Raw genomic sequence first — 15,164 nt, 5'->3', positions numbered from 1 at the left:
TCCGAATCCGGTTCCGGGCGCAATGCGCCATGTCTTGCGGAACCGCCTCGGGCCGGAACGCACCATGCGATCCGGTTTCGTCTGGCGTCAAGAACCCCGCGTGAATTGGGAACTTGTGGGTTGGATTTGCGTCTGCGCAGTCTTCCGCCGCTATCCGGCGGACCATTCTCCTGCGCTTCTCCTTCTCGCGTCCCGTGCTCGGGAAATCGCTGGGCTCGCTCACGCGGCGGCCGAAGGGCGACGCTCGGGGTCTCATGTCGTTGTTTCGTGGTGAAAAGTCAAGCGCTACTTTCGCATGTGCGAAATGCCGGACGCGCGTTCCTTGCCCGAACCGGCATGTCCGGCGGCGGGAATGCTTGCCCGTCGCGGATGGCGGAACATGCCCGCGCGCGTTGCGTTGGACCAATACGCATCCTGCCACAATCCTGTCGGATGCTCCCTCGCGCAGTACCATCTGCGTTTCCGTGAACCTTGCTAGGGGAGTGAGAAATGACCGCTACGACCTGGATCCTCGCCGCAGACGGCAATCAGGCCCGCCTGCTCAAGGGCGTGAACCTGCTGAAGGAGGGCCAGCAGAGCCCGGAGCAGGAGGTCTTTCGCTGGGAACCGAAGAAGGCTCAGGACATCATGGCCGACAAGCCGGGCCGCAGCCATTCCTCGGTCGGCCCCGGCCGGTCCTCCATGGAATATTCGAGCGACCCGGTGCGCGAGGAGCAGCAGAAATTCACCGCCGAGATCGCCGGGCGGATCGACGACTATGCCGCCGAAGGCGCGTTCGACCGGCTCGTGCTCTGCGCCGCGCCGCAGACGCTCGGCGATCTGCGCGGCAGGCTTTCCGACAAGGCGCGCGCGCTGACGGTCGTGGAGATCGACAAGAACTTCTCCAACCTGCCGACGGAAAAGCTGATCGCCAGCGTCCGCTCGATCATGTTCGAGACCTGACGGAAACCGGGACGCCCCGGCAATTCCGGCAACGAAGGGTTAACCATCCGTTCAAGGATTGGTGATACTCCCCGGGAGGTATGAATCCCTCCTTCCGTGCCGCTTCGGGGAGTTCTTGGCGTGGCTGAATCTCAAGACGAATTGCTGGTGGCGGCCTGTGCGCGCGTTCGCGCGCACCCGCATCCCGCATATGTCAAGAGCAGCGAACTGCGCTATCTCGCGGTGAACGACGCCTATGCCCGCCTTTTCGGCCGTCTGCCGGAGGAGATGATCGGCCTTCGCACCGATGAGATCGGCGATGCGCCGGGACATGACGATCGCGATGACCCGGAACGGCGCTGCCTGATCTTCGGCAATCCCGAGCGTGCCCGCTACATCCACTTCGGCGACGGCAGCTTCGACATCGCGCTGAAGCGCGAGCGGCTTTCGGCGGCGCTCTCCATTCTCGTCGGACTGTTCACGCCGTCCGCCGACGTGCTGGCGGCGGCGCTCCGCTGCGCCGCGAATGCCAATGGAGAAGCCGAGCGTGCGCCGGCGCGTGCCGGCGAGCATGTCGAGGGCGCGCTCGATGCGATGGGAGCGGGCGTTGCGGTCTTCTCCCCCGACAACCGCCTCGGTTACGCCAACAGCAGCATGCGGGAATTCTACCGGACGCTGGTCGGCGACAGTGCGGACGGCGCCGTCAGCCTCGCGACCCTCACCGAGGCGTTGCACGACGTCGAGGTCGGGCAGGCGGAGGCGGCTGAGCGCGAGCGCTGGATCGCGGCGCGGCTTGCCGCCTATGACCTGCCGCTTCACGAATCCGTCGCACGCCTTTCCGGCGGCTGGATCCGCCTCGTCACGCAGCGCCGGCCGGATGGCATGCTCGTCGCGCTACGCCTCGACGTCACCGCGCTCAAGGAAAACGAAGGCCGGCTTCGGCAGCATTCGCAGGAGATCAGTCTCTACCGCGCGCTGCTCGACGAGCTGCCGGTCGCAAGCTTCATGCGCGACGAGAACCAGCGCATGATCTTCGCCAACCGCGCCTATGTCGAAATGACGGGGCGCCAGCCGGAAGAGCTGCTCGGCCTCAGCACGCTCGACATGTATCCCGAACAGGGCGAGGAGTTTCACCGGCAGAACCAGTTCGTGCTCGATACCGGCGAGCTGGTCGAAAGCGAGATCGAATATATCCGCGCCGACGGCACGGTCCTGCCGACGATCTCGCGCCTCTACCGGGTTACGACGCTCGACGACAAGAACTACCTGATCGGCTCGATCACCGACACGACGGTGCTGAAGAAGCGCGAGGACCAGCTCATCGAGGCCCAGCGCCAGGCGGAAGCGGCGCGGGTCGATCTGGAAAGCATCGTGGAATCCATTCCTGTCGGCATCGTCGTGGTCGATGCGACCGATGTCGTGGAGCTGGTGAACGGCGCGTTCGAAGAACTGTGGGACGGCGCGCTGCCGATGATGCGGGGGCGGCCGCTCGGCGATCTCCTGCTGTTCCAGCAGGCGCAGGGCGGGATTTGCGATGACGAGGGTCCCTCCGCCGAGGGCTACGGAGCGTGCCTTGCGGATATGCGCGCGGGCGAGACGCCCGTTCGGGAAGTCACCTATGCCAACGGGCGGACGGTGATCGAGGCCGGCTGTGCGATTTCCGGCGGCCGATGCCTGCTGACCTATATCGACATCACCGAGCGGCGCGAGCGCGAGCGCGAGGTGCTGGAAGCCCGCAGCGCGCTGGAGGAGACCGGCAGCCTGCTCAAGGACGCGGTCTCCTCGATGAGCCAGGGCCTGCTCGTCGTCGAGGACGGCAAGGTGGTGCTGTCCAACGAGACGCTGTCCCGCATGGTCGCCGTGCCGGAGCGCCTGCTGCAGCCGGGCACGCCGGTCGCGGACCTGCTGGACGATTGCATCGAGCGCGGCGCGACCGGGTCCGTCGACGAACGGCATGTCGAGGCGCACGAATTCGGCGCGATCTTCTTTTCCGGCGAGCCGGTATCGCTGATCATGTATAGCGGACGCGGGCGATGGCTGCGCCTCGACGTGACGCCGACGGATCGTGGCCGTTTCGTCATGGTCTTCTCCGACATCACGGACCTCAAGAGCCGCGAGGAGGAGCTGCGCCGGCTCGTCATGCGCGCCGAGCTTGCCGACAAGGCCAAGTCCGAATTCCTCGCCAATATGAGCCATGAGATCCGCACGCCCATGAACGGAGTGCTCGGCATGGCGGAGCTGCTTGCCAAATCGAACCTCGACACGCGCCAGAAGACCTTCATCGACATCATGGTGAAGTCCGGCAACGCGCTTCTGACGATCATCAACGACATCCTCGACTTCTCCCGGATCGACGCCGGCCAGATGACGCTGCGCGACGTCGCCTTCAATCCGGTGGAGGCGATCGAGGACGTGGCGACGCTCCTTTCGGCCAAGGCGGCGGAGAAGGATGTCGAGCTCGTCGTGCGCGGCGCGGCCAACATGCCGGCGGCGGTGATGGGCGATGCCGGACGCTTCCGGCAGATCGTCACCAATCTCGTCGGCAATGCCGTCAAGTTCACCGACCGCGGCCATGTGCTCATCGATCTTTCCTCGCAGACCACGGAAAGCGGCGTGGAGATCGTCGTTCGCGTCGAGGATACCGGCGCGGGCATTCCGACGGAGAAGATGGAATCGATCTTCGAGAAGTTCTCGCAGGTCGATGCCTCCTCGACCCGGCGGCACGAGGGCACGGGCCTCGGCCTTGCCATTACGGACGGGCTGACGCGGCTTTTCGGCGGTACGCTGGATGTGGTGAGCGAGGTCGGGCGGGGTTCCGTCTTCACGGTGTGCCTGCCGATGGCGCTTGCCGTTTCCGCATTGCCCGCCCGGATCACGCCGGCAAAGGCGCCCGACGGGCGCATCCTCGTCGTCGATGCCCACGCGCTTTCCCGCAAGGCGGCCTATGACATGCTGCTCGACTGGGGATACGACGCCACGGCGGTCGCTTCCGAGGTCGAGGCGCTGGCGGTGCTCGCGGCGGCGTCGGACATGGGCGTGGCGGTGGACGCGATCCTGCTCGATTACCAGCCGGAGCGTTCGCCCGGCTTCGTGCGGGCGTTGCGCGAAAGCGCGCCGACGGCGGATATCGCCGTGATCGTTCTGACCTCCATGAGCCTCTCCACCGAGGACCAGCTCCTCTCCTCGCAGCAGGTCGAGGCCCATCTGATGAAGCCCGTCCGCGCCGATCTTCTGCGCGAAACGGTGTTCGAGGTGCTGCGCGCGGCGCGGGCGAAAACGGCGCCTACCGCCGCAGCAGGCAAGGTGCTGCCGCTGCGCCCGCAGGTCGCCCCGCAGGCCGCGCCGATTGGGGACGGGGTGCTGGACGTGCTGGTGGCCGAGGACAACGAGGTCAACCAGATCCTCTTCACCCAGATGCTGCTCGCTTCCGGCCTTCGCTTCCGGCTGGTCGAGAACGGCGAGGAGGCGGTGGAGGTCTTCCGCGCCAGCCGGCCCGGCATGATCCTGATGGACATTTCCATGCCGGTGATGAACGGCCTGCAGGCGAGCCGGGCGATCCGCGAGATCGAAAGCGGCACCGGTCATCGCGTGCCCATCGTCGCCGTCACCGCCCATGTGCTCGACGGCGACCGCGAGGACTGCCTTGCCGCCGGCATGGACGACTATCTGACCAAGCCGATCAGCGTCGAGAAGCTGGATGAAAAGCTCGACCGCTGGCTGAAGCGCGGCATCGCGCCTGCAGCCAAGGGCACGCTGCACTGATCTTCAGGCGGCCGGCTTTTCCCCGCAGAGCATTTCGCGCTTTCCCGCAAAGCCCGGCCGGCGTTCCACGGTGAAGCCCGCGGCGGCGAGATTGCGCCGCACGAAGCCGGCGGCGGCATAGGTGCCGAAGCGCCCGCCCGGAGCCGTCAGCCGGAAGACCTCCGCCATCAGCTCCGCCGACCACATGTCCGGATTGCGCGAGGGCGCGAAACCGTCGAGATACCAGGCGTCGTAGGGGATTTTCTCCTCCGAAAGGCTGTCGAGCGCCGCGCCGCAGACGACGGTGAGGCGCATGCGGGGTTCGAGTTCGATCTCGACGCGGCCCTCGGGAGCATCGGGCCATTTTTCGGTGAGGGTCGCGCGTTCCCGTTCGATTTCCGGCCAGTAAAAAAGGGCGCGGTCGATATCGGCGCGGGCCATCGGGAAGCGCTCGAAGGATGTGAAGTGCAGGCTTGCGCCTTCCGGCGCGGTCTCGCGCCATTGCCGCCATGTCTCGCAAAGATTGAGGCCGGTGCCGAAGCCGAGTTCGGCGATGCGGAACGGCTCCCGGCGCTGCCAGCGGCGGGGCAGGTCGTTGCCGGAAAGGAAGACATGGCCGCATTCCAGCCGTCCGTCGCTGCGGCAATAAAAGTGATCGTCAAAGGCACGGGAATAGGGCATATCGCCCTCGTGCCAGTCGAGGACCGCATCGGTCCCGGTCGTGTTCTCAGGATTGTGGTCAGCCATGGCGAATGGCGATAGTCGCGTGAAGGCCGCCGGTCAACCGGGCGTGGACCTCCTCGTCGTCGGCGGCGGGGTGATGGGCCTGTGGACCGCGCTTCTGGCCGCCCGCGAAGGGCTCTCGGTCGTGCTCATAGAGAAGAGGCGGATCGGCGCGGGGGCGAGCGGCGGCGTGCTCGGCGCGCTGATGGCGCACCTGCCCGACAGGTGGAATGCCAAGAAGGCCTTCCAGTTCGATGCGCTCGTCTCGCTGGAGGGAGAGATCGCGGCCCTCGAGGCCGAGACCGGGCTTTCCACCGGCTATCGCCGCTCCGGCCGTCTCATGCCGCTGCAAAAACCCCATAATCGTGAGCGTGCCCTCGGTCATGCGCAGGACGCGCTTTCCGCCTGGCGCACGCCCGAGCGGTCCTTTGCCTTCGAGGTGCTGGATGCGGCGCCGGTTTCCGGCTGGCCCGCTGTGGAGGCGATGCCATACGGCATCGTGCACGACCGCCTTGCCGGGCGCGTTGCGCCGCGCCTCCTGCTCGCCGCCCTCAAGGCCGCGCTCGGCCGCATGGCGAATGTCACCATCCGCGAAGGAACCGGCCTTGCGGCGCTCGATCCGGCGGCCGGCCGGGCTCATCTCGACGACGGGACCAGTCTTGCCTTCGGCACCTGCGTGCTGGCGGCCGGCGTGCAGACCTTCGATCTCCTGACGCCGCTCGGCCCGAAACTCGCCAGACCCGCCGGCAGCGCGGTGAAGGGGCAGGCGGCGCTGCTGAAGGCCGATCTCGATCCGGCGCTGCCGGTGATCTTCGCCGACGGCCTCTATATCGTTCCGCATGAGGACGGGCTGGTCGCCATCGGCAGCACCAGCGAGAACCAGTTCGTCGATCCTCACCGTACGGATGGCCTGCTCGACACGCTGATCGAACGAGCCCGGGCGATGGCGCCGGTCCTTGCCGATGCGCCGGTCGTGGAGCGCTGGGCGGGGCTTCGGCCGCGGGCGGTGGGGCCGGACCCGATGGTCGGGCGGCACCCGGATCACCGCAATGTCAGCCTCATGGCGGGCGGCTTCAAGGTGAGCTTCGGTATCGCGCACAGGCTCGCCCGCGCGGTGCTGAACGAAATCGAGGGCGGCACGCTCGACGTGCCGCCCTCGTTCACCGTCCCGGCACACTTCGACGAAGCCGGGCGGGTATAGATCGTTTTACATCCAGTAGGGCGGAACGCCGTAATAGTCGTGGATGACCTTGCCGTTGCGGCGGTTCCAGTCATATTCGGCATCGCTCTCGTAATGCGGGGCGTTTTCCACCTGTTCCTTGGTCAGGTCGACGCGGTAGCCGCCGAGGCCCTCGTCATAGCTGAGCTTGGCCCAGGGCAGGGGGTAATGATCCTGGCCGATGCCGAGGAACCCGCCGAAGCTGAGGACGGCATAGGAGACGTGGCCGCTCCGCTTGTCGAGGATCAGGCGCTCCACCGAGCCGATATGCTTGCCGTCGGCGCCGTAGACGCTCGTGCCCTCGACCTTGTCGCTGGCGATGAGATCCTGGGTTTCGCGAATATTTGCATCCTGCATGGCCATAAGTGTTTCTCCTTGGTTGTCATGGACAGGAAACGGGCCAAGGCGGTAATGGTTCCTCTTCATGGGGTTATGCACCAGATTCAATTCGACTTTCCGCCGTCCGGTGCTACGGTAGGCCCAATTTCGAGGTGAGCGAATGACCGACAAGACCTATGCGCGCGACCTGATCGGCTACGGCCGCAACCCGCCGCAGGTGCGCTGGCCGGGCGATGCGAATATCGCCGTGCAGTTCGTGGTGAACTACGAGGAGGGCGGCGAGAGCTGCATCCTCGACGGCGACCCGTCCTCGGAATGCCTGCTGTCGGAAATCGTCGGCGCGCAGCCCTGGCAGGGGCAGCGCAACCTCAACATGGAATCGATCTACGAATACGGCTCGCGCGCCGGCTTCTGGCGCCTGCACCGGCTCTTCACCAGCCGCAACGTCACCACGACCGTCTACGGCGTGACGCTCGCCATGGCGCGCAATCCGGAAGCCGTGGCGGCCATGAAGGAAGCCGGCTGGGAGATCGCCAGCCACGGCTATCGCTGGCTGGAATACAAGGACTTCTCCGAGGAGCAGGAGCGCGAGCACATCCGCGAGGCCGTGCGCCTGCACGAGGAGCTGACCGGCTCGCATCCGCTCGGCATGTATCAGGGCAAGCCGTCGTCCAACACGCTGCGGCTGGTGATGGAGGAGGGCGGCTTCGTCTATTCCTCCGATTCCTATGCCGACGACCTGCCCTACTGGGTTCCGGGCGTCGACGGCGAGCCCTTCCTCATCATTCCCTACACGCTCGAAACGAACGACATGCGTTTCGCGACGCCGCAGGGCTTCAATGCCGGCGACCAGTTCTTCAACTACCTGAAGGACGCCTTCGACGTACTCTACCAGGAAGGCCAGGACGGCAGCCCGAAGATGCTGAACATCGGCCTGCACTGCCGCCTCGTCGGCCGTCCGGGCCGCGTCGCGGCGCTCGCCCGCTTCGTCGACTACGTGCTCGGCCACGAGAAGGTCTGGATCCCGCGCCGCATCGACATCGCGCGCCACTGGATCGAGCATCACCATCCGTCGAAGGGCAAGGGCGCATGATCGACCGTGCCGATTTCCTCGACCGGTTCGGCGGCGTCTTCGAGCACTCGCCCTTCATCGCCGAGCGGGCGCTCGATGCAGGCGCGGTGTCGCTGCCGCTGACCGCCAAGGGCGTGCATGCCGCGCTGACCGGTGCCTTCCGCAAGGCGAGCCATGCCGAGCAACTCGGCGTGCTCCAGGCCCACCCGGACCTTGCCGGCAAGCTGGCGATTGCCGGCGGGCTCACCGAGGACAGCCGCAAGGAACAGGCCGGCGCCGGCCTCGACCGGCTGAGCCCGGCCGAGCATGCCCGCTTTACCGAGCTCAACACGGCTTATACGGAAAAATTCGGCTTTCCCTTCATCATCGCGGTGAAGGGGCTGACGAAGGACGATATCCTCGCCGCCTTCGAGGCCCGCATCGGCAACACCGCCGATGTGGAATTCGAGACCGCGAAGACCCAGGTGGAGCGCATCGCGCTCCTGAGATTGACTGCTCTGCTCCCCGGAGATTGAAAATGCCCGACGACCCACGACCGCCCTTCCTCTCCCCGGGAGGGCTGTCCGATGGCTGAGACACTGACGATCCGCCCGCTGACCCCTGAAGCCTTCGCCCCCTTCGGCACGGTGATCGAGGCCGATCCCGCCGCCATGCGCCATATCAACGGCGGCAACACCGAGCGCTACCATGCGCTCGCCGAGGCCGAAGCCGTCGGTGAGGATGCGAAGGTCATCATCAACATCTTCCGCGGCAGCCCGCGAAGCTTCCCCTATGCCGTCGACATGATGGAGCGCCACCCCTTCGGCAGCCAGAGCTTCTCGCCGATCGACGACCGGCCCTGGCTGGTGATCGTGGCTGAGGACGAGGGCGGCAGGCCGGGCCGGCCGCAGGTGTTCCACGCCGGCGGACGACAGGGCGTGAACTACCGCCGCAATGTCTGGCACCACCCGCTGATGACGGTCGGCGCCACCAGCGACTTCATCGTCGTCGACCGCCTCGGCGGCGGCGTCAATCTGGAAGAATACTTCTTCGATACGCCGTTCATCATCGAGCAGCCTTGATCGCTTGCGGGGCAGGGCCATCGCATAGGGGTGGACGGCGCCGCACCTTTCCTTCTCCCCTCGGGGAGAAGGTGGCCCGAAGGGTCGGATGCGGGGGTGGCACGGCTGAAGACTTGTCGTGTCGTTTTTCCCGCCTCCGGCGTCCCCCTCATCCGCCTGCCGACACCTTCTCCCCGAGGGGAGAAGGGAACCTGCGGCGCTGCCCTGCCTGTCGGCAATAGCCGCGAATTGCGGGGCTACCGGCCGCTCTTCTCAAAGCATCGCCTTCATTGGCCTGCCGGCCACATAGGTCTCGCGCACGGCGCGGTCGTCGCCGAGGGTCTGGAGCAGGAAGAGCTCGTCGGTGAGCGAGCGCACCACTTCCATCTTCAGCGCCATGGCCGGCGTCGCGGCGGCGTCGAGCACCACGAAATCGGCGTCGGTGCCGGCCTCCAGCGTGCCGATGCGGTCCGCCAGCGAGAGCGCTTCGGCATTGCCGAGCGTCATGTGATAGAAGCTCTCGTAGGGGTTCAGCCGCTCGCCGAGCAATTGCTGGATCTTGTAGGCCTCGTCCATCGTCTTCAGCATGGAATAGCTCGTGCCGCCGCCGACATCGGTGGCGACGCCGATGCGCACCGGCTTTTCACGCCGCGACAGGCTCTTCAGCGGGAAGAGGCCGGAGCCGAGGAAGAGGTTGGAGGTCGGGCAATGCACCGCCACCGCGCCCGCCTCGCTCATCGCATCCGCCTCGCGCTCGGAAAGATGGATGCAGTGGCCGAACAGGCTTTTCGGCCCGAGCAGGCCGTATTTCGCGTAGACATCCGTATAGTCGATGGCGTCCGGGTAGAGTTCGCCGGTGAAGCGGATCTCGTCGTGGTTCTCCGAAAGATGGGTCTGGATGTGCAGGTCGGGGAACTCCCGGGCGAGCGCGGCCGCCATCTCCATCTGCGCCGGCGTCGAGGTGATGGCGAAGCGCGGGGTGATGGCGACGTGGTTGCGGCCCTTGCCGTGCCATTCGGCGATCACCGCGCGGGTCTCGTCATAGCCCATCTCGGGCGTGTCGAGCAGGCCCTGCGGAGCGTTGCGGTCCATCATCACCTTGCCGCCGATCATGCGCATGCCGCGCTTCAGCGCCTCGGCGAAATAGGCGTCGGCCGAGGCCTTGTGCACGGAACAGTAGGCGACCGCCGTCGTCGTGCCGTGGCGGATCATCTCGTCGTAGAAATGGCGGGCGATGCGGGCGGCGTGCTCGCTCTCGACGAAGCGGCATTCCTCGGGGAAGGTGTAGGTGTTCAGCCATTCCAGCAGGTTTGCGGCATAGGAGCCGATCACCTGCATCTGCGGGAAATGCAGGTGCGTGTCGATGAGCCCCGGCAGAATGAGATGGGGGCGGTGGTCGATCTCCTCGGCATCCCCGGCGGCTTCGGCGCGCACGGCGGCATAGGGGCCGGAGGCGAGGATTCTGCCGTCGGCGACCAGCAGGCCGCCGTCCTCCTCGTAGCGGTAGCTTGCGGTATCGTCGATGGCTTGCGGGCGGCGGAGGAAGGAGAGCAGGCGTCCGCGGATCAGGGTCTGGGTCATGGCGGTCGGCTTCCTTCTGCGGCTGGTTCGAAAGGGGTGGTGAGGGCGTGTCTCATCTGTTTCCATATTGTGCAAGCTTTGCGGGCGAAGAAAGGGCGGGTGCCGGTTTTCCGCCCGCGCGAAGGCTGTCCGCGCGGGCGATCTTCATGCATCCGTGGATTGCTATGCGGCGGCTGCGAGGCTTTTGCGCCTGAGCGACAGCGCGATCACGAAGCCGGCCGCTGCCGCGATGCCGCCGACCAGGAAGACGCTGTCATAGCCGGCATGGTCGGCGAGCAGCCCGGCAAAGGGGCCGGTCAGGCCATAGGCCGCGTCCTGGAAGGCCGAGAAGCCGCCGAGCGCCGTGCCGCGCAGATGCGGCGGCACGCGATGCACGACCTCCCGCCCGAGCGAGGGAAAGATCATCGAGCAGCCGATGCCGGTGAGGAACGCGCCGACGAGGGCGAGCGTGGGGTCGTTCGCGCTCCAGATGAGCATCTGGCCGACGGCCTCGACGGCGAGCGAACCGATCGCCACCGGCAGGCCGCCGATGCGGTCCGGCAGGTGGCCGAAGAAGATGCGCATCAGCACGAAGCCGCTGCCGAAGGCCGTGAGGCCGAGGCCGGCATGGCTCCAGTGCTGGTCGCGGAAATAGAGGGCGAAGAACGCGCCGATGGCGGCAAAGCCGATGCCCTGCAGGCAGATGATCGTGCCGTGCAGCCAGATCCGGCTGATCACGCTGCGGAACGAGGGTCTTTCCTGTTCGGGATGGGGCGCGACGGCCGGGATGCGCCAGATGGCCAGCAGGCCGAGCGCCGGCAGGATGGCGCTGATCGTCATCGCCCCGGCAAAGCCGACCGACTGGAGCAGCGCGAGGCCGAGCGGCCCGCCGATGGCGAGCGCGCCGTACATGGCCGCGCCGACCATCGCCAGCACGCGGCCCGAATTGGCCGGGCCGACGATGCCGACGCCCCAGGCGATGACGCCGACGGCGACGAGGCTTTCGCCGAGCCCGAGAAGCAGGCGGCCGGCGAGGAGAATGGCGAAGGCGGCCAGAGGCTGGCCGGGCAGCAGGCCGGCGGCGAGCGAAGCCAGCGCGCCCGCGATGTAGAAGACAAGGCCGCGCGCGACGGCGGTCTTGGCGCCGCGGCCATCGGCAAGCCGGCCGGCATGGGCGCGCGTCAGGATCGTGGACAGGAAGGCGCTGCCGACGCCGAGCCCGGCCCAGACATTGCCCAGGCCAAGCGAGCCCGTGACAAAGACGGGAACGATGGGCAGCGAGATCGCGACGCAGAGATAGGAGACGAGCAGGATGGCCGTCAGCAACAGAAGCCGGCCCGGCGGGGCCGTGCGCATGAATTGGGGAGCCATGGTTTCCTCCAGGCTTTCCCTCGTCCGACGGCGCATGAAAAACGCACTCCGACCGGCGAGGGTCGTTGTGCGTTGCTTGACGTTAGACGCTTACGGCCAGAACACTGGCGTAAGGACGCAATAGATTTTCCCGCGCACCAAGTCAACGGCTTGTGGCAACAAGGGCCGATGATGGCCTACGCCTCCGGCGGCATGGTCGCGAGGATCCAGTCGCGGAAAGCCCTGATCTTCGGGATGTTGCGGCGGTTTTCCGGGTAGGCGAGCCAATAGTCCCGCCCGTCGTTGCAGGTCAGCGCAAAGGGCTGGAAGAGCTGGCCGGCGGCGACTTCCATGCGGAAATGGCCGGGATTGAGGACGGCGACGCCCTGGCCGGCCATGGCGATCTGCGCGTCGATGGTCTGCGTGCCGAGCTCGTTGGGCGGGAAGCGTTCGAGATCGGGATTGTCGACGCCGGCGGCGGCAAACCAGGTGCGCCACCAGATGTCGCGCGCGCTGATGATCGGCAGCTTCAGGAGGTCGGCCGGCTCCTTCACGCCGCCGATGGTCTCGGCGAGCGCAGGGCTCAGCATGGGGGTGAAGTTCATGCACATGACGCGGTGGCTGGTGAGGCCGGGCCAGTCGCCCTTGCCCCAGCGGATCGCGACATCCGCCTCCTCCTTGGCGAAATCGATCACGTCCTGCGAGGTGGTGAGGCGGACAGCGATGTTCGGGTGCCTGAGCTGGAAATCGCCGACGGTGCGGCTCAGCCATTGCAGGGCGAAGGTGGGCGTGGAGTGGATGCAGAGCTTCTGCTCCGTCGCGCCGCGCAGGTCCGCGACGGCCTCGGCGAGCTTGCCGAGCCCCTCGGCCACCTTTGGCGCGAGGCGCTCGCCCGCCTCGCTGAGGATGACCTGCCGGGGCTGGCGCAGGAACAGCGGCTCGCCGAGCGTCTCCTCCAGCAGCTTGATCTGGTAGCTGACGGCCGTCTGCGTCATGCCCAGCTCGTCGCCGGCGCGGGTGAAGCTCGCATGCCGGGCCGCCGCGTCGAAGACGCGCAGCGCATTGAGCGGGAAGTTGCGGGACATCTTCAAGGCCAAGTTCTCTTCATGCATACAGACGAAGCTTCGATTGGAATTCCATCATCTTTCCGCGCACCCTGCAAGCAATGGATCGAATTCACGAGGTTTTCCCATGACATGCATCGCCGAACCGATACAGGCGGGCGCCCTGCAGTTCCGCAAGCCCGGCCTCTGGCATAAGCTCTCCAGCGCCTTGCGTTCGGGCGCGAGGAAGCGCCGTCCGCGGCTCGATCCGCGGGAACTGTCCGATCACATCAAGCGCGATCTCGGTTTTCTCGACGGGCGCAGCGGCCGCTAAGCCGTCTCGCCCCGCCATGCGGCGAAGGCGAGCAGCGCCTCGGCCGCCGTCATCGCGGCGATGACCTCCGGGCGCTTGTCGTCGACCGCCGTTCCGCCGATGGGCAGGACGAGCCGGTCGGCCACGGTGCGGTCGAGGCCTTCCTCCTCCAGATAGTGGAGGAAGCTGCCGCGCTTCGATTTCGAGCCGACCATGCCGATATAGGCAAGGTCCGTGCGGGCCAGCGCCTCGCGGCCGATCAGGAAATCGAGCGCATGGTCGTGGGTGACGATGACCACCGCCGAGCCCGGCGGGATATCGGCGACGAGCGATTCGGGCATGGCGTCCAGCCGGTGGTGCACCTCGGAGGTGAGCTGGTCGAGCTCGCTCTCGCGCGCCTCGACGACGAAGACCTTGAGGGGAAGGAGGGTCAGCGCCTCGGCGAGCGCCCGGCCGACATGGCCGGCGCCGAACACCCAGACCTGCGGCTTTCGCCGTTCCTCTTCCTTCAGCCTTGCATCGAGGGCCTTGCGGGCCGCTTCGTCGGCGACGGTGAAGGTCAGTTCGACGCGGCCGCCGCAACACTGGCCGATATCGGGGCCGAGGGGAATGTCGAGGCTCGCCTCGCCACCGGCGCCCGCCAGGAGCTTGCGGGCATTCTCGATGGCCACATATTCGAGCTGGCCGCCGCCGATCGTGCCGTGGATTTCGGTCGGCGCGACCAGCATGAAGGTGCCCTTGTCGCGCGGGGCGGAGCCTTTCGTTGCACTGACCTCGACGATGGCGACGCGGTGCTCGCGGGCGAGAAAGCCCTCGAGGCTGTCCTGTAGAAAGTTCATTTCGTCCTTCTTGCGCGCCCCGTCACCGGGGCGCCTTCTTATTGGGCGGTCCAGCCGCCATCGACGGATATATGGGTGCCGTTGATCGATTTTGCCGCATCCGAGGCGAGGAACAGCGCAATGGCCGCCACCTCGTCGGTGCCGACGAATTCCTTGGTCGGCTGGAATTTCAGCATGACGTCGGTCTTCACCTCGGCCTCGCTGATGCCGCGGGCCTTGGCCGTATCGGGGATCTGCTTTTCGACGAGCGGCGTCAGCACGTAGCCGGGGCAGATGGCGTTGGCGGTGATGCCGTTCTCGGCGACTTCCAGCGCGACGGTCTTGGTGAGGCCCATGACGCCGTGCTTGGCCGCCACATAGGCGGCCTTGAAGGGCGAGGCGACGAGGCCGTGCGCGGAGGCGACGTTGACGATGCGGCCCCAGCCCTTGCGCTTCATGTGCGGCACGGCGCAGCGGATCGTGTGGAAGGAACTGGAGAGGTTGATCGCGATGATCTGGTCCCACTTCTCGACCGGGAAATCCTCGATCTTCTCGACATGCTGGATGCCGGCATTGTTGACGAGGATGTCGACACCGTCGAATTCCTCCACCGCCGTCTCGATGAGGTCGGAGATCTCGTGCGGCTTGGTCATGTCGGCGGGATGGTAGATGACGCGGCCCTTGCCGAGCCCGTCGAGCTTTGCCCGGATCGCTTCGATCTCGTCCGCTGCGCCGAAGCCGTTGATGACGACATTGGCGCCGGTTTCGGCAAAGGCGGTGGCGATGGCAAGGCCGATGCCGCTGGTGGAGCCGGTGACGACGACGCTCTTCATGACTATCTCCCGATATGCTGCGTTGCGGCAGCCTACGCCTAAAACTCAAGCGATGACAATTGCGTTTTCCGCGCGGTACAGTCCCGCTGAGGGCAAAGCGCGACTTGCGTTTTATTTTCCTTTGACATTCGTTTTTGTATCGTATTGAAGATTCCGAAGGGCCTGGGAGCGGCCCTTCACCGGGGAGGGAAG

The 15,164-nt window shown here is 66.4% G+C and carries 14 protein-coding genes; 7 read left to right on the top strand and 7 right to left on the bottom strand.

The window, feature by feature from the left end:
- Nucleotides 1-489: 489 nt before the first annotated feature.
- On the top strand, nucleotides 490-942 hold the full coding sequence (locus ShzoTeo12_RS10870) for a host attachment protein (protein WP_119256926.1): 453 nt from the start codon (nucleotides 490-492) through the stop codon (nucleotides 940-942).
- A 120-nt stretch (nucleotides 943-1,062) separates the two neighbouring features.
- Nucleotides 1,063-4,683 (top strand): PAS-domain containing protein, encoded by a 3,621-nt coding sequence (locus tag ShzoTeo12_RS10865; protein ID WP_318909700.1) that lies wholly within the window; start codon nucleotides 1,063-1,065, stop codon nucleotides 4,681-4,683.
- A 3-nt stretch (nucleotides 4,684-4,686) separates the two neighbouring features.
- Here the strand turns inward: ShzoTeo12_RS10865 and mnmD are convergent, their stop codons facing one another.
- Nucleotides 4,687-5,409: a tRNA (5-methylaminomethyl-2-thiouridine)(34)-methyltransferase MnmD gene (gene mnmD / locus ShzoTeo12_RS10860; RefSeq protein ID WP_318909699.1), complete on the bottom strand. Its 723-nt coding sequence runs from the start codon at nucleotides 5,407-5,409 to the stop codon at nucleotides 4,687-4,689.
- Here mnmD and ShzoTeo12_RS10855 point away from each other — a divergent pair.
- Nucleotides 5,408-6,586, top strand: a complete 1,179-nt coding sequence (locus ShzoTeo12_RS10855) for an FAD-binding oxidoreductase (RefSeq protein WP_318909698.1) — start codon at nucleotides 5,408-5,410, stop codon at nucleotides 6,584-6,586. The genes mnmD and ShzoTeo12_RS10855 overlap by 2 nt on opposite strands.
- A 6-nt stretch (nucleotides 6,587-6,592) precedes the next feature.
- Here the strand turns inward: ShzoTeo12_RS10855 and ShzoTeo12_RS10850 are convergent, their stop codons facing one another.
- Nucleotides 6,593-6,967, bottom strand: a complete 375-nt coding sequence (locus ShzoTeo12_RS10850) for a PRC-barrel domain-containing protein (protein ID WP_119256930.1) — start codon at nucleotides 6,965-6,967, stop codon at nucleotides 6,593-6,595.
- Nucleotides 6,968-7,103: 136 nt separating this feature from the next.
- On the opposite strand from ShzoTeo12_RS10850, the gene puuE reads away from it, so the two are divergent.
- The 3 genes from puuE to ShzoTeo12_RS10835 are packed head-to-tail and all read left to right on the top strand — an operon-like array spanning nucleotide 7,104 to nucleotide 9,076.
- Entirely contained in the window at nucleotides 7,104-8,036 is a 933-nt protein-coding gene (puuE, locus tag ShzoTeo12_RS10845; protein ID WP_318909697.1) for an allantoinase PuuE, read from the top strand.
- Entirely contained in the window at nucleotides 8,033-8,530 is a 498-nt protein-coding gene (uraD, locus tag ShzoTeo12_RS10840; protein ID WP_318909696.1) for a 2-oxo-4-hydroxy-4-carboxy-5-ureidoimidazoline decarboxylase, read from the top strand. Before puuE ends, uraD begins: the two co-directional genes overlap by 4 nt.
- Before the next feature lie 51 nt (nucleotides 8,531-8,581).
- Nucleotides 8,582-9,076, top strand: coding sequence for an ureidoglycolate lyase (locus ShzoTeo12_RS10835; RefSeq protein WP_318909695.1), 495 nt, complete (start codon nucleotides 8,582-8,584; stop codon nucleotides 9,074-9,076).
- 252 nt (nucleotides 9,077-9,328) lie between these two features.
- Here ShzoTeo12_RS10835 and guaD read toward each other — a convergent pair whose 3' ends face one another.
- The 3 genes from guaD to ShzoTeo12_RS10820 all read right to left on the bottom strand — a co-directional run bounded on the left by guaD (nucleotide 9,329) and on the right by ShzoTeo12_RS10820 (nucleotide 13,077).
- Nucleotides 9,329-10,636: a guanine deaminase gene (gene guaD, locus ShzoTeo12_RS10830; RefSeq protein WP_318909694.1), complete on the bottom strand. Its 1,308-nt coding sequence runs from the start codon at nucleotides 10,634-10,636 to the stop codon at nucleotides 9,329-9,331.
- A gap of 162 nt (nucleotides 10,637-10,798) precedes the next feature.
- Entirely contained in the window at nucleotides 10,799-11,986 is a 1,188-nt protein-coding gene (locus ShzoTeo12_RS10825) for an arabinose transporter (protein WP_318909693.1), read from the bottom strand.
- 176 nt (nucleotides 11,987-12,162) lie between these two features.
- Nucleotides 12,163-13,077, bottom strand: coding sequence for a LysR substrate-binding domain-containing protein (locus ShzoTeo12_RS10820; RefSeq protein WP_318909692.1), 915 nt, complete (start codon nucleotides 13,075-13,077; stop codon nucleotides 12,163-12,165).
- A 79-nt stretch (nucleotides 13,078-13,156) separates the two neighbouring features.
- On the opposite strand from ShzoTeo12_RS10820, the gene ShzoTeo12_RS10815 reads away from it, so the two are divergent.
- Nucleotides 13,157-13,342, top strand: coding sequence for a hypothetical protein (locus tag ShzoTeo12_RS10815; RefSeq protein ID WP_318909691.1), 186 nt, complete (start codon nucleotides 13,157-13,159; stop codon nucleotides 13,340-13,342).
- On the opposite strand, the gene xdhC is transcribed toward ShzoTeo12_RS10815, so the two are convergent.
- Nucleotides 13,339-14,160, bottom strand: a complete 822-nt coding sequence (gene xdhC / locus ShzoTeo12_RS10810; protein ID WP_318909690.1) for a xanthine dehydrogenase accessory protein XdhC — start codon at nucleotides 14,158-14,160, stop codon at nucleotides 13,339-13,341. The two genes, ShzoTeo12_RS10815 and xdhC, sit on opposite strands and share 4 nt — an antisense overlap.
- A 38-nt stretch (nucleotides 14,161-14,198) precedes the next feature.
- Complete coding sequence (locus tag ShzoTeo12_RS10805) at nucleotides 14,199-14,972, bottom strand: 3-hydroxybutyrate dehydrogenase (RefSeq protein WP_119256939.1); 774 nt, start codon at nucleotides 14,970-14,972, stop codon at nucleotides 14,199-14,201.
- Nucleotides 14,973-15,164 lie beyond the last annotated feature (192 nt).

This window comes from Shinella zoogloeoides (genome assembly GCF_033705735.1).
Classification (GTDB): domain Bacteria; phylum Pseudomonadota; class Alphaproteobacteria; order Rhizobiales; family Rhizobiaceae; genus Shinella; species Shinella zoogloeoides_A.
The sequence above is the reverse complement of the archived record's forward strand: the minus strand, read 5'-3'. Positions and strand labels throughout refer to the sequence as shown.